Origin of the sequence: Nonomuraea sp. NPDC050786 (genome assembly GCF_040654115.1) — a bacterium.
Taxonomy (GTDB): Bacteria; Actinomycetota; Actinomycetes; order Streptosporangiales; family Streptosporangiaceae; genus Nonomuraea.
The window spans coordinates 318,482-333,061 of record NZ_JBFAHJ010000005.1 but is presented as its reverse complement, the minus strand read 5'-3'; the positions used below and the strand labels follow the sequence as shown (position 1 = coordinate 333,061).

General features: G+C 70.5%; 11 protein-coding genes. 5 read left to right on the top strand and 6 right to left on the bottom strand.

The genetic code is table 11. The annotated features are described in order from the left end of the window. Positions 1-53 precede the first annotated feature (53 nt). Positions 54-2,468 (bottom strand): LuxR C-terminal-related transcriptional regulator, encoded by a 2,415-nt coding sequence (locus tag AB0H84_RS13590; RefSeq protein ID WP_357602861.1) that lies wholly within the window; start codon positions 2,466-2,468, stop codon positions 54-56. A 52-nt stretch (positions 2,469-2,520) separates the two neighbouring features. Then, positions 2,521-3,264 (bottom strand): AMP-binding protein, encoded by a 744-nt coding sequence (locus tag AB0H84_RS13585; RefSeq protein ID WP_357602858.1) that lies wholly within the window; start codon positions 3,262-3,264, stop codon positions 2,521-2,523. Between the two features lie 226 nt (positions 3,265-3,490). On the opposite strand from AB0H84_RS13585, the gene typA reads away from it, so the two are divergent. Continuing rightward, complete coding sequence (gene typA, locus AB0H84_RS13580; RefSeq protein ID WP_357602856.1) at positions 3,491-5,341, top strand: translational GTPase TypA; 1,851 nt, start codon at positions 3,491-3,493, stop codon at positions 5,339-5,341. 169 nt (positions 5,342-5,510) lie between these two features. Continuing rightward, positions 5,511-8,039 carry a hypothetical protein gene (locus tag AB0H84_RS13575; protein WP_357602854.1) on the top strand — a complete coding sequence of 843 codons (2,529 nt, stop codon included), beginning with the start codon at positions 5,511-5,513 and terminating at the stop codon, positions 8,037-8,039. 197 nt (positions 8,040-8,236) lie between these two features. On the opposite strand, the gene AB0H84_RS13570 is transcribed toward AB0H84_RS13575, so the two are convergent. The 3 genes from AB0H84_RS13570 to AB0H84_RS13560 form a co-directional block, all read right to left on the bottom strand. Continuing rightward, the gene (locus AB0H84_RS13570) at positions 8,237-8,887 is read right to left on the bottom strand and encodes a DUF2461 domain-containing protein (protein ID WP_357602851.1); all 651 of its coding nucleotides are present in this window, start codon (positions 8,885-8,887) and stop codon (positions 8,237-8,239) included. Positions 8,888-8,924: 37 nt separating this feature from the next. Continuing rightward, positions 8,925-9,695: a polysaccharide deacetylase family protein gene (locus AB0H84_RS13565; protein WP_357602849.1), complete on the bottom strand. Its 771-nt coding sequence runs from the start codon at positions 9,693-9,695 to the stop codon at positions 8,925-8,927. 513 nt (positions 9,696-10,208) lie between these two features. Next, the gene (locus tag AB0H84_RS13560; RefSeq protein ID WP_357602846.1) at positions 10,209-10,784 is read right to left on the bottom strand and encodes an XRE family transcriptional regulator; all 576 of its coding nucleotides are present in this window, start codon (positions 10,782-10,784) and stop codon (positions 10,209-10,211) included. An 88-nt stretch (positions 10,785-10,872) separates the two neighbouring features. Here AB0H84_RS13560 and AB0H84_RS13555 point away from each other — a divergent pair, with 88 nt between their 5' ends. Together AB0H84_RS13555 and AB0H84_RS13550 are read left to right on the top strand one after the other, a co-directional pair. Next, positions 10,873-11,712, top strand: coding sequence for a DMT family transporter (locus tag AB0H84_RS13555; protein WP_357602843.1), 840 nt, complete (start codon positions 10,873-10,875; stop codon positions 11,710-11,712). Between the two features lie 19 nt (positions 11,713-11,731). After that, positions 11,732-12,676: a sensor histidine kinase gene (locus AB0H84_RS13550; RefSeq protein WP_357602840.1), complete on the top strand. Its 945-nt coding sequence runs from the start codon at positions 11,732-11,734 to the stop codon at positions 12,674-12,676. Here the strand turns inward: AB0H84_RS13550 and AB0H84_RS13545 are convergent. Next, positions 12,673-13,260 carry a sigma-70 family RNA polymerase sigma factor gene (locus AB0H84_RS13545; protein ID WP_344991417.1) on the bottom strand — a complete coding sequence of 196 codons (588 nt, stop codon included), beginning with the start codon at positions 13,258-13,260 and terminating at the stop codon, positions 12,673-12,675. The genes AB0H84_RS13550 and AB0H84_RS13545 overlap by 4 nt on opposite strands. A gap of 246 nt (positions 13,261-13,506) precedes the next feature. Here AB0H84_RS13545 and AB0H84_RS13540 point away from each other — a divergent pair, with 246 nt between their 5' ends. After that, on the top strand, positions 13,507-14,580 hold the full coding sequence (locus AB0H84_RS13540; protein ID WP_357602837.1) for a PLP-dependent cysteine synthase family protein: 1,074 nt from the start codon (positions 13,507-13,509) through the stop codon (positions 14,578-14,580).

Here is a 14,580-nt window from a genome sequence, read left to right as displayed (position 1 = left end):
GGCCCTTCACCTACCCTCCGTGAACGCCGCCTACACACCTGCCGGCTCGGAGCTCAGGCGGGAGTGGCAGGGTGCTTGGCGGCCCACACCGCGATCTGCGCCCGCGACGTGTAGCCGAGCTTCTCCATGATGTTGGCGATGTGGCGGGCGACGGTGGCGGGACTGATCACCAGCTCGGCCGCGATGGCCCGGTTGGAGAGCCCACGGGTGAGCAGGTTGGCGATCTCCTGCTCGCGGACGGTCAGCAGCGAGTGTTTGACCGGCTCGGCCACCACGGGCAGCTTCTGCGTGACCCGCTCGCCCTCCAGCACCCGCCGGGCGACGTCGTCCGGGCTCATCGCCCGTCCCCGCGACCACAGCGAGGCCGTGCGCCCGTCGCCCAGCTTGGTGCGGGCCCGGCCGAGCAGCTCCTCGATCCTGAGCGTGGAGGACTGCTGCCCGATCGACTCGCGGAGCGTGGCCGCCGCCGCGGCGGCCAGCACAGCGGCATCCAGATCGCCTTCGCACTCCGCCAGCACGGACAGCGCCACCAGGCTGCGGGCCACGCTCTGCCGCTGCCCGGTCTCCCGGCCCAGGGCGAGGCCGGCGCCCAGGCACTCCCGCGCGGTGCCGAACTCGCGCAGCAGCGCCGCCACCCTGCCCATCCTGGCCAGGCAGCGCGACAGGTCGAGGTCGCTGCCCAGCTCGCGCAGCCAGGGGACGGCCATCTCGTACTGGGCCTTGGCGGTCACCAGGTCGCCGCGGAACTCGGCCACCGCGCCGAGCTGGGTCGCGGTCCTGGCCATGATCCAGCGATGGCCGTGCTCGCGGGCCCGCGCGAGCGCCTCCTCGCCGAGCCGCTGCGCCTCGCGCAGCCGGCCGCGGGTCAGGGCCACCGCCGACAGCCCGGCCAGCCCCGCCGCCTGGTTCCACGCGTCGCTCGAGCGGGTGGCCAGGGCCAGGCCCTCTTCGGCGTGGCGCACCGCCTCCTCGGGCCTGCCCATGCGCAGCAGGATGACGACGATGAGGCTGTGCATGACGGAGCGGGGGTAGGCGTTCGCCGAGGAGAGCCCGGTCAGGCTCTCCTCGGCCAGCTCCAGGGCGCGGCTCAGCTCGTCCCTGGCCTCCAGGCCATAGGCGAGGTACGCCTTGGCCTGCGCGATCTGCTCGGGCGGCACGCCGGTCAGGTCGAGCGAGAGGAACCGCTCGATCCAGGTGACGATCTCCGTCAGGTTGCCGCAGATGGGCAGCAGGCCCGTGCTGGCGGCGCACACGCGCAGGCCGAACTGCACGTCGCCGGACTCGGCCGCCCAGTCGAGCGCCACCCGCTGGTCGTCGACGAGGCTCTTGCTCATGGTCAGCGCCTCGAGCCGGCGCGCCCACGGCACGCCCTGCTCGACCATCTCTGTCATGAAGTGGCGCTCCTGCAGCTCACAGAGCACGTGGAGGTGGCGTTCGCGCAGGGCCTCGCGCTCGCCGGCCCGCTGGAGGCGCTCGACCGCGTACCGCTTGATGGTCTCGAGGAGCCAGTAGCGCCTGCGGCTCTCGTCGCAGAGGACCAGGGACTTGTCGACCAGCCCGCCGAGCAGATCGACGATCTCCCCCTCGGAGATCGGCTGCGCCGCGCAGATCTGCTCGGCGAGGTCGAGGTCGAAGTCGCGGGGGAACACCGACAGCCTGCGCAGCAGCACCTGCTCCTTCTCGGACAGCAGGTCGTAGCTCCACTCGACGGCGGCCAGCAGCGTGCGCTGCCGGGCGGGAGCGGTGCGGCCGCCGGTGGTGAGCAGCGAGAACCGGTCGTCGATGCGGTCGGCGATCTGCCCGGGGCTGAGCAGGCTCGTCCGGGCCGCGGCCAGCTCCAGCGCGAGCGGAAGCCCGTCGAGCGCCTGGCACAGGCGGACCACGTCGGCCAGGCTGTCGGGACCCAGCCTGGTGCCGGCGGCCGTGGCCCGGTCCATGAAGAGCTGCACGGACTCGGCGTCGGGAGCGCCCCTGTCGGGCAGGTCGAGCGGCGGCACCCGCCAGATCAGCTCGCTGGCGATGCGCAGCGGCTCCCGGCTGGTGGCCAGGATGCTCAGCCGCGGGCAGGCCGCGATCAGCCCCGCGCTCACCTCGGCGCACCGGTCGATGAGGTGCTCGCAGTTGTCGAGGAGCAGCAGGCAGTGCAGGTCGCGCAGCCGGTCGGTCACGGTGGCGAAGACCGGGCGGCCCGCCTCCTCGCAGACGCCGAGCACGCGGCCGACCTCCTGGTCGACCAGCTCCGGGCGGCGCACCTTGGCCAGCTCGACCAGCCAGACGCCGTCGGGGTAGGCGGGCACGAGCCCCGCGGCGACGCGCAGCGCCAGCCGGGTCTTGCCGATGCCTCCGACGCCGCACAGCGTGACCACGCGGGTCTCGCCGAACAGCCCGCGCAGGTCGTCGAGGTCACGCTCGCGACCCACGAACCGGTTGGGCTCAGCGGGGAGGTTGTGCCTGGGGGGCTCTGGCATGTGGTCACCCTGCGTCGCGGAAGGATCACACTCTCCCACAGTGTCGCACGACTCACAGCCCGAGCGAGCTGACGATCGCCCTTTCGTCCACGACACGCAGAATGGGGTCACCGAGCAGCCGTTTGGCGACGTCGTACGGCGCGACGACCATGGTGGCCCGGCGCTCCGCGGCCAGCACGCGGCAGCCGATCACGCTCGGCTCGTGGGCGACGATGACGTGGGCGCCCGCCGTCATCGCCAGATCGACCAGCCTGAGGCCCCTGAACGGCTCGCTGACCGCGCTGATCACCACGTCGTCCTTGTCGATCACCAGCCGGGAGGCGAGCTTGCGCAGGTCGCTCGCCAGCGTGTCGTGGCGGAACGTCCGCACGCCGTCGACGATGATCGCGGGCCCCGCCAGCGGGCCGAACTCGAGGGCCCGGTCGCCGATCAAGTTGCCGAACGGCTTCGCCCCCGGCACCGGCTGGAACGAGTAGACCTGCTCGACCTTGGCCACGGTGGGGTCGTAATGGCTCTGGGTGATCATGAAGCGGGCCGCCCCCGAGGCCGCGAGCACCGCGACCCCGCCGGCCCAGGCCACGGCGTGGACCGCGACCGGCAGCGTCGTGCCGAGCGGGACGTTGACGAGGACGTGGTCGCCGAATTGCAGGCCCTGGCGGCTCAGGCCCGCCGCGGCGCGGGTGACGCGTCTGACGAACGCGGAGTAGGACAGCACCTCGCCGGTCCTGACATCGCTCACCGCCGGCTGATCCCCCCGCGTCGGCGCCGCGGCCATAACCAGCTCTGTCCACGTCATGCCGTCAATCTAGGGACGCGGGCGGCGCTTGCCATGCGCACAATTGTGCAACCCGCTATGTACGTGAGGTTTGCCACGCGTACGGTCGATCCCGAGTATGTAGGCCCGCCCCTCACGTTCCCCGCTGGAGTTCCCCGCGTCGCGCTGGCATCTGGGGGATCAACTAGACTTATGTGGTCGCGACTTCGCGCGGCCGACCCCACCTCACATAGAGCGAGACGTCATCATGCCTTTGAACAGCCGCGACGACCTGCGGAACATCGCGATCATCGCGCACGTCGACCATGGTAAGACCACGCTGGTCGACGCCATGCTCTGGCAGTCCGGGGCCTTCCGCGCGAACCAGGACGTCGACGACCGCGTCATGGACTCAAACGACCTCGAGCGCGAGAAGGGCATCACCATTCTCGCGAAGAACACCGCGGTCAGGCACGGCGGCATGACCATCAACATCATCGACACGCCCGGCCACGCCGACTTCGGCGGCGAGGTCGAGCGCGGCCTGTCGATGGTCGACGGCGTCGTGCTGCTGGTCGACGCCTCCGAGGGGCCGCTGCCGCAGACCCGCTTCGTGCTGCGCAAGGCCCTGGCCGCCAAGATGCCGGTCATCCTCTGCATCAACAAGGTCGACCGCCCCGACGCCCGCATCAAGGACGTCGTGGACGAGGTCTACGAGCTGTTCATGGACCTCGACGCCACGGAGGAGCAGATCGACTTCCCGATCGTCTACGCCTCCGCCAAGGCGGGCCGGGCCTCCATGGAGCGCCCCGAAGACGGCGGCATGCCCGACTCGCCGGACCTCGAGCCCCTGTTCGACATCATCAAGTCGACCATCCCGGCGCCGACGTACGACCCGAGCGCCCCGCTCCAGGCCCACGTCACCAACCTCGACGCCTCCTCCTACCTGGGCCGCATCGCACTGTGCCGGATCCACCAGGGCGTGATGCGCAAGGGCCAGCAGGTGGCCTGGTGCCGCACCGACGGCACGATCCAGCGCGTCAAGGTGACCGAGCTGCTCATGACCGAGGCCCTGGAACGCAAGCCGGCCGAGGAGGCGGGCCCCGGCGACATCATCGCCATCGCCGGCATCCCCGACATCATGATCGGCGAGACGCTCGCCGACCCTGAAGACCCGCGCCCGCTGCCGCTGATCACGGTGGACGAGCCGGCCATCTCGATGACCATCGGCACCAACACCTCGCCCCTGGTCGGCAAGGTCAAGGGCTCGAAGGTCACCGCCCGCATGGTGAAGGACCGCCTCGAGAAGGAGCTGGTCGGCAACGTGTCGCTGCGCGTGCTGCCCACCGACCGGCCCGACGCCTGGGAGGTGCAGGGCCGCGGCGAGCTGGCGCTGGCCATCCTGGTCGAGCAGATGCGCCGCGAGGGCTACGAGCTGACCGTCGGCAAGCCGCAGGTCGTCACCAAGACCGTCGACGGCAAGGTGCACGAGCCGGTCGAGCGCCTCACGGTCGACTGCCCGGAGGAATACCTCGGCGCGGTCACCCAGCTCCTGGCCGTGCGCAAGGGCCGGATGGAGCACATGACCAACCACGGCACCGGCTGGATCCGGATGGAGTTCGTGGTGCCGGCGCGCGGCCTGATCGGCTTCCGCACGGAGTTCCTCACCGAGACCCGCGGCACCGGCCTGGTGCACCACGTGTTCGACTCCTACGAGCCGTGGTTCGGCGAGCTGCGCACCCGCAACAACGGCTCCCTGGTGGCCGACAGGTCCGGCCCGGTGACCGCGTTCGCGATGCTCAACCTGCAGGAGCGCGGCACCCTGTTCGTCTCGCCCGGCACCGAGGTCTACGAAGGCATGATCGTCGGCGAGAACTCCCGGTCCGACGACATGGACGTGAACATCACCAAGGAGAAGAAGCTCACCAACATGCGCTCCTCCACCAGCGAGGAGACCGAGAAGGTGATCCCGCCGCGCGTCCTCTCGCTGGAGCAGGCGCTGGAGTTCATCCGCGAGGACGAATGCGTGGAGATCACTCCGGAGCACGTACGCATCCGCAAGGTCGTGCTCGACGCCGCCACGCGCGGTCGCGCCGCGGCCCGCGCCAAGCGCGCCTGAACTTTTCCGGCCGTTCATTCGGCGGTCAGTAAAGTCGGTCAGCATCCGGCTTCGCCACGGACGATGCAACTGCCCCCGGGTAAAGGAAAAAGGCCCGGGGAAGCAGATGTAATAACACCGTGACCCCACAACATAGAACATTCTCGTATTCCGGAGAATCATCCAAATTGTGGGAAGGCTCCGGATGGCGATGGCGTTCGGGCTGGCTCTGGTGTCGTTGGGGGCGATCGTTTGGTGCACCGTCGCAGCCAGGCCGGTGGCGGGGCCCGAGGTGCCCAAGAGCACCGCGGCGCCCAACCCGTGGGTGGCGGCCGCCGCCCGCGCCGACCCCTTGGTGGGCTGGGCGCGTAAGGCCGCCACCGAGGTGACGGTGACCCGGGCGACCGCGGCCGACCTGGACCCGGTGCCCGATGGGCGCATCGACCCCCGCCAGCGGCAGGTCAAGGTGACCGTCGTGCACCGGCTCACGATGGCGCCCAAGGATCCGCTCATCGGCGCGCTCCGGCAGGGCGCGGGGTTCCCCGGCACGCTCCAGCAGGTCACCGACGCCGCGTTCGGCGCGATCAAGGTGGACGGACCGGGGCTGGCGCCCACGACGCGCCTGGCGCCGATCCTCGACACGGACTCCTCGGGCACCACGGCCAGGTTCACGGTGACGCTGCTGCGGCAGGTCAAGCGGAGCGAGCTGCTGACGCTGGACTTCACCGCCCCCACCGCGACTCCCCTGATCGTCACCTCGCGCTCGATCGCGGTGCTGCCCGGGGAGTGGACGGTGCTGCGGATGGCGGGGATCAACCCGGACCGTGAGCACGAGGAGCGGCTGGAGTTCGGCGTCGGGGCGTACCCGGTGAGCATGACGCTGGCGCCGGACTCGTTAGGGTTCGCCGACGTGGCCCTGGAGGACGACTTCTCGTGGGCCACCGCGCTCGGGGTGCTCACCGCGCTCGCGCTGGTCGTCTTCCTGGCGCGCTCGCTCGGGCGCGGGTGGTGGGAGCGCCCGCCCAACAGGGAGCTGGTCGTCGGCCTCGCGCTGGCGGCCCCGACGCTGCTGATCCCGCTGGTCGCCGAGGACTGGTCGGCGGTCACGTACGTGGTGCTCTTCGTCGTGGTGCCCGCGCTCGCGCTGCGGCACGCGGGACGGGTGCTGCCCACCAACCCGCCGTGGAACACGCGCGACCTGCTGGTCACGACCGGGCTGGGCGGGGTGGTCGGGCTCGGCATGCTGATCTGGTCGTGGCTGCACGGCCAGCTGTCCGCTCAGGTCCTGCTGGCCGGAGGGGCGGTCGCGGCGCTGGCGGCGGCGGGGTCCGCGGTGGCGTTCAGCGTGGACCTGGGGGTCAGGTCCGTGATCGTACGCCTGGCCGTGTGGGCGGCCGAATCCGCGATCGGCGCCCTCGCGCTGGCGCTGTGGCTGCGGGCGCTGCTGTCCGGGGTGTACCCGCCCGACAGCGTCCGGCTGGTCCTGGCACTGGGCTGGGCCATGATCCCGGTCGCCGCCATCGCCCTGGCGACCAGGCAGTGGACGCGCGGCGCGGTGGTCGGCGCCGTGATCGTGAGCCTGCTCGTGCAGGGCTGGCCCACCGAGTGGCTGGACTCCGGGTCGTGGAGCCTGGCGGTGCCCCGGACGGAGCCCATGATCGGCAGCCTCGCCCTCACCCCTCTGGTGCGCGGGGTGCTGGGCCTGCTCCTGCTGGGGTTCCTCATGCTGGTGCTGCGGCTCTGGCGGCTCGGCGGGCGGCTCTCCGCGATCGACAGCCCGGTCGCCGAGTCGACCATGATCGCCGTACTGATGGTGCTGTACATCACGCCCGGCGGCAGCACCACGCTGGCCGACATCGACGTGCCGCTGCCGCTGCTCGCGATCACCTCGATCGTGGCCTGGGCCACCGCGCGCTGGCTGCTCGCGGGGCCGCGCCCGGCACTCACCGAGCCCTCCTCGCACGAGGAGCACCGGCAGCTCGTCAGGACGGCCCTGCACAAGCGGCTGCTGCTCGTCGCCGAGCAGGAGCTGTACCGCGTCGGACGGGGCAGGATCGGCTCGGGCGAGATGTCGATGGCCGACTTCGACCAGCGGCGGGAGGCCCTGGAGGAGGCGCTGCGCCGGCACGGCCGCCACCCGGAGACCGCCTTCGCCACCGCCGCCGGATGCCCGCCCTGGTCCAACGGCGTGCACGCCTTCACCGTGAGCCTGCTGCTCAGCCTGCCCTTCGCGATCGTGTACGGGTGGCCGGAGGGCGCGGACCTGACCAGCTTCGTCTTCGACGGGCGCTACCTGATCACCCTGCCCGCCTTCGGCTTCCTGTTCGGCTACTTCTACCCGCGCGTCCGCGGCACCCAGCCGATGACCAAGGCCCTGCACCTCACGGCGGCGGCGCTGCTGACCGAGCTGTCGGGCTATCTCTCCACGCTGGTGGAGCCGGACATCGGGGTCTTCGACAAGGTGCAGGTCGTGGGGATCGTGGTGGGGCAGGTGACGGTGGTCTGCATCGGGCTGGGGCTGTTCTGGGAGTGGCGCATCATGCACCTGGCCGGCGAGCCTTGGGCCCGGGTCCGCAATCTGCGCAGCATCCGCAGCCTGGCGGCGCCCACGCTGGCCATCGTCCTGGCGGCGGGCACGACGGCGGCGACCTCGGTGGCCGGGCAGACCGTGGACCGCATCCTCAAGGGCGACCAGGTCACCACCACCGCCCCTCGGTGACGCCTGGTGTGCCCGCCCACCGGCCGGCCACCGACCGCATTGCGCCGGACACCACCGCAATCACGCCCCGCCGACCCGGCGCCCGCAGATGCGACCACGCCGCTCGCACACGCCGGACGGCCGGCTCCCCGCAGCGCGGCGCTCGCACGCGCGCCGGGTGGCCGGTCCCCAGCCGGGCGCAGCGGCGCCGGGGCGGGTCAGCGGCGTGGGAGCTCGCTGCCGCGTACGTGGGCGCAGAGCCAGTCGACCAGCGGGCCGTACGCGCGCCAGGTCTCCTTGACGCGCGTGAGCACCTCCGCCGTGGAGACCCACGGCTCCGGCTCGAAGCGCATCCCCGCGTAGAGCGACTTGTGCCGCAGCAGCTCGATGCGCGGGTGCTCCTCCGAGAAGCCCCGCGGCTTGGTCTTGAGCCGCTCCCCGTGCAGCGCGTACCCCTGCGCCACGAGCGCCGACGTCAGGGACTCCAGCTGCTTGCCCGACAGGTCCTCGTCCACGGCCGCCCGGTAGCGGGCCACCTGGTCGGTGGCCTGCGTGTAGAAGCCGCCCGCCGTGAACAGCCCCGCCGCGCTCACCTCGACGTAGAGCCCGATCCCCGGCTGAAGATCGACAAAGGCACCCTGATGGGTCTTGTATGGCGACTTGTCCTTGGAGAAGCGCACATCCCGATAGGGCCGGAAGAGCTGCGCGGTCCCGAACTCCGGGGCCAGCTCCTCCGTCAGCGCCAGCATCGGCTCCCGCACCGCCTGCTCATAGAGGTGCTTGTGCCGCGTGAAGTAGGTCTTCGAGTTGTCCGCCTCGAGCCCCTCGTAGAACAGGAACGCCTCGTCCGGGAAGCCGCTGAAACCCATGTCACCAGGGTGCCACGCCCCGCGGGCACGACGGACCTCAGCGCTCGCTGTACGACCGCCCGGCCGCGGGCGTCCTGCCGTACAGCTCGGAGACCGTGACGAACGTGTAGCCCTTCTTCTCAAGGGTCGCGAGTATGGCGGGCACCGCCTCCACGGTGCTCCGGTGGATGTCGTGCAGGAGGACGATCGAGCCGGGTTTGGCGGCGCCGGCCCGCTTGGCCACGACGGAAGGCACGCGGTTGAGCCAGTCGAGCGTGTCCACGCTCCAGAGGATCTCCGCCAGCCCCTCGCGGCGCAGCTCCGCCACGACGCGGTCGTTCGTCGACCCGTAGGGCGGCCGCATCACGCGCATCCGCACCCCGGTCAGGTGCTCCACGAGGTCGTCGGTCCGTTTGAGCTGCCGTTCGATCTGCTCGCGGGGCAGTCCGGCGAGCGCCGGATGGCTCCACGAGTGGTTGCCGATCTCGTGGCCCTCTTCCACGATGCGGCGCGTGAGGCGGCCGTCCTTGTCGGCCGCCACCATCTGCCCGACGACGAAGAACGTGGCCCGGACGCCATGGGCGCGCAGCAGGTCGAGCAGCCGCCCGGTGTACTCGCCCGGCCCGTCGTCGAAGGTCAGGGCCACGCACTTCAGCTTGGTGCAGTCGAACCTGCGGCTGCGCGGCCAGCCGGCCTGCATCGAGACCAGCCGTTTGGCCAGCGCCTCGGGTGAGACGACCGCCGGCCTGAGAGGCGCGGGCGGCGTCCAGCTCCGCGGGCGGGTCGCCACCGAGTAGGTGACGCAGAGCGCCAGAGCGAGCAGGGCCAACGGCAAAGCCCACACGCGCATGGTTCCCCCCGAAACGCCGCGCGCGGGGGCTCATGGATAATCCTGGACCGGTCTCCCCCGCAGCTCCCTGGTCAGGTCGTCCCACCAGAGTGGGATATCGGCCTGCAGTTCCTTGTAGCGGCGCGCCACCCTTATGGCACATCCAACCGGATCCGTACCCAGATGCCGACGTTTCACCGACCCTTCCTGCCAACGGTAAAAACCATCTCTATACCGTACGACCAGGCCTATCCACACAGAGATGGTCGCGCCGTCGCCCACCTCGTACGCGCTGGTGACGCCCAGACCATGGAGCTCCGCCTGGAGCTTCTCCGTCGCCGCTCGGGCCTCACTCACACGCCACCCCCTGCCGACGTTCCGCCGTACACCAGGGATGTACCCAGCAACGGGCAGCAGCCGTCCAAGACAGGCGGCAATCGGCAGGCGCCGGAGAGATCACGCCCGCATACGTTACAGATCGTGACCGAATTTTTCCACAGTGTTGCGAATCCGCTAATGGTCGTGCGTCTCGCGCGGCTCGGCGACCACCATGATCAGCCTGAGGTCCTCCTCGCCCCTGTTCTCGTAGCGATGCGGCCGATCGGCGGTGAAGAGCACTGCGTCATCCTTCCCGATCACGTGGCTCCTGCCGTACACGGTGAGGGTCAGCTCGCCGTCCAGCACGGTCAGCATCTCGCGGGTGCCCGGCGGGTGGGCGTCGCCGTCGTGGTGCTCGCCGGGCGCCAGCCGCCAGTCCCAGAGCTCCAGGATCATCGGCACGTCCGCGCCGACCAGCAGCCGCGCCTGCACGTCCCCCTGGTCGAACGTGACCACGTCGGACTTGCTCACGATCCGCACCGTGGGCACGTCGGCGACCTCGACGAGCCGGGCCACGGTGACGCCCAGGGCGGAGGCGATCCTGGTGAGCGTGGAGACGCTGGGGTTCGTCCTGCCCTGCTCGACCTGGACGAGCATGCCCCGGCTCACCCCCGACCTGGCGGCCAGCGCGTCCAGCGTCAGCCCCCGGTGCGCCCGCTGGGCGCGCACGTTGTTGGCGATGGCCTGGTTGATCAGTTCCGGATCTTCCACGCAGTGCAGTGTAGTGAATTCCAGGTTCAGCGGAATGTACTCTATGTGTTGTACTAAGAGTTCAATCTGTTGGACTGGAGGGGTACCGGTGACGGTGATCCTGGCGACCGCGTGCGCGGTGGTGTACGGCACGGCCGACTTCTTCGGCGGCCTGGCGACGCGGCGCTCGCAAGTGCTGTCCGTCGTCGTGTTATCGCAGCTCGCGGGCCTGGGGCTGATCCTCGTCCTGCTCCCGCTGCTGCCCGGCGCACCCAGCGCCCCGGCCCTGGCGTGGGGCCTGGCGGCGGGGCTGTCGGGCGCGGCCGGTCTGGTGCTGTTCTACCGGGCGCTGGCCACGGGCGTCATGTCGGTGGTGGCTCCGACGACCGCCGTCACCTCCGCCGCGCTGCCCGTGGTGTTCGGGCTGGCGACGGGCGAGCGGCCCGCGTTCTGGGCGCTGGTGGGCGTGGTCCTGGCGCTGGGCGCGGTGCTGCTGGTCAGCCAGGACAGGTCCGCCGAGCGGCGCGGCTCGCTCGCCTCGGTGCTGACCGCGCTGGCGGCGGGGGCCGGGTTCGGCGGCTTCTTCATCCTTCTCGCCATGGCGCCGGACGAGGCGGGGCTGTGGCCGCTGGTGGGGGCCAGGCTGTCGTCGGTGACGGCCGTGGCGCTGCTGGCGCTGGCCACGCGGCGGGCGCTGAAGCCCGGTCCTGGCTCGCTGCACATCACCGTGGCGGCGGGCGTGCTCGACATGGCGGCCAACGTGCTCTACCTGCTGGCCCAGCAGGACGGCCTGCTCAGCCTGGTCGCCGTGCTGGTCTCGCTCTATCCCGCGAGCACCCTGCTGCTGGCCAGGCAGGTGCTGGGCGAGCGGCTGCAGGCGATCCAGGTGGCCGGTGTGACCTGCGCGCTCGGGGCGGTGGCGTTGATAGCCGTTGCGCAGCCCCACTAGCGCTTGCTACGTTTCGCCCGTGCGCCCTGGCCGGGCACCTTCCGATGGCGAGTCGCTGCGGCATGTCGCCGTGCCGTACGACTCGGATGAGGCCTTTCTCCGCCTGACCGTGCCGCGCGTGCGCCCAGCCCTCGCCGAGGGCAGGCGCGTGCTGGTCATCACGTGCGCGACCAAGCTCTCCTTGCTGCGGGACGCCCTCGGCCCCGACGCCGGGCGCGTCGACGGCCGGGTCTCCACCTCGTGGTACGGCCACCCGTACCGGACCCTGGCCGCCTACCACGAGTACACCCGCGACCGCCGCACCCTCGTCGTCTGCGAGCCCAGCTGGGAGGGCAGGAGCGAGCGGGACATCAGGGAGCCGATCCGCTACGAGTCCGTGCTCAACGCCGCGCTCCACGCGGCGGCGCTCACCATGCTCTGCCTGTACGACGTGCGCCGCGCACCCGAGAGCGCGCTCGACTTCGGGCCGGTCAGCCACCCTCTCCTGCTCGGGGCAGAGGGCGAATCGGCGAGCAGCCGCTTCGTCGAGCCCCACGAACTGGTGCTGCACGGCGACCGCGCACCCCTGCCTGACCCGGACGGCGACGCCCGGACGGTCCCCTTCACCGCCCGCGAGCTGCGGCGGCTGCGCCGGATCGTCGGCGACTACGCCAGGGCGGCCGGCATGGACTCCGACCTGGTCACCTCGCTGGTGATCAGCGTGTCCGAGATCGCCGCGAACAGCATCGAGCACGGCGCCGGGTACGGCACGATCACGATGTGGGTCGGCGACGGCGAGCTGATCTGCGAGATCGCCGATCCCGGCGGCTTCCTGGACGACCCCTTACCCGGCTATATACCACCCGAGCCCGGATCCCCTCGGGGATACGGGCTCTGGATCAGCCGGCAGCTCTGCGATCTCGTGCAGCTGCGCCATGAAGGCGGCGTGTTACGCGTCCGCCTTCATCTCGCTATGGGGTCTTAGGCTGCGGCACGCTGGGCGGGGAGCCGGACGGCGCCCTCTTCGCGGGCGTACTCCTCCAGCATGCCGCGCAGCTGGCGCCGGCCCCGGTGGAGGCGGGACATGACGGTGCCGATGGGCGTGCCCATGCGCTCGGCGATCTCCTTGTACGCGAACCCCTCGACGTCGGCCAGGTAGACGGCCACGCGGAAGTCCTCGGGGAGCGAACGCAGGGCGTTCATCACGACGCTGTCGGGCAGCCGGTCCAGCGCCTCGGTCTCGGCGGAGCGCAGACCGGTCGAGCTGTGCGACTCGGCGGCGTGCAGCTGCCAGTCCTCGATGTCCTCGGCGGCTGAGAGCTTGGGCGAGCGCTGCTTCTTCCGGTAGTCGTTGATGAAGTTGTTGGTGAGGATCCGGTGCAGCCACGCCTTGAGGTTGGTGCCCTCCCGGAACTGGTGATACGACGTGTACGCCTTCGCCACAGTCTCCTGTACCAGGTCCTCCGCGTCAGCGGCGTTACGGGTCAGGCGCATGGCGGAGGCGAACAGCTGCGACGTCACGGGCACGACATCGCGCTCGAACCAGTCCTGACGCTGCTCATCGGTCATAGTGATCAATTCATTCCCCCTTGCGCTATCCCCCGTTCCGGCACAAGCCGCCTGAGGGCGGATTCCATCATGGCAAGCCCCGGTTAAGGGACGCGTTAGAGATCCGCCTTGGTCAGAGGGGGTTTCCGTCCATCTGCTCGCGGCGTGTGCTATCACGTCCACGGCCGGACAAGTCTCAGTATCATAACACTACCCGCCCAATTTTTCGGAAATAGTGGCGAGAGTCACATGGGATAGCGTATGGGCATGAGTTTCGTGGACCGTCACGACCTGGGGACGCGCCGTTGGGTGGCGGAGGCCATACGCAAGGTCGAGGCCGACGCCAACCGTAGCTGCGACACACACCTTCACGTCTTTCCGCTGCCCTCGCACTGGGGTGTAAACCTCTACTTGAAAGACGAGTCAGTGCACCCCACCGGTTCACTCAAACATCGTCTTGCCCGTTCCCTCTTCCTGTACGGCCTGGCCAACGGCTGGATCGGGCCCTCCACGACGATCGTGGAGGCGTCGAGCGGGTCCACGGCCGTGAGCGAGGCGTACTTCGCCCGCCTGCTGGGCCTGCCGTTCATCGCGGTCATGCCGGCGTCCACGTCGCCGGAGAAGTGTCACCTCATCGAGTTCTACGGTGGGAAATGTCACCTCGTGTCGGACCCTCGCGCGATCTATGACGAATCTCACCGTCTGGCCGCCGAGACCGGTGGCCATTTCATGGACCAGTTCACCTACGCCGAGCGGGCCACCGACTGGCGCGGCAACAACAACATCGCCGAGTCCATCTACTCCCAGATGTCCCTCGAGCCCCACCCGGAGCCGGCGTGGATCGTGGTGGGCGCCGGCACCGGGGGCACGTCCTCCACCATCGGCCGCTACATCCGCTACCGCCGCCACGCCACCCGCCTGGCCGTCGTCGACCCCGAGGGCTCGGCCTTCTACCCGAGCTGGGTCTCCGGCGACACCACGGTCACAGCGCCGGGCTCACGCATCGAGGGCATCGGCCGGCCCCGCGTGGAGCCCTCGTTCCAGCCGTCCGTCATCGACCGCATGATCGCCGTGCCCGACGCCCGCTCGATCGCCGCCATGCACTGGACGCGCGAGGTGACGGGGCTGGACGTGGGCGGCTCGACCGGGACGAACATGGCGGCCTGCGTGGACCTGATCGGCGAGATGCGCGCGGCGGGCGAGCAGGGCAGCATCGTCACGCTGGTCTGCGACAGCGGCGACCGCTACCGCGGCACGTACGGCAACCCGCAGTGGCTCGCCGGCCAGGGCCTCGACATCGACCCCTATCTGACGGAGCTCCACGCGTTCCTGAGCTCGTGA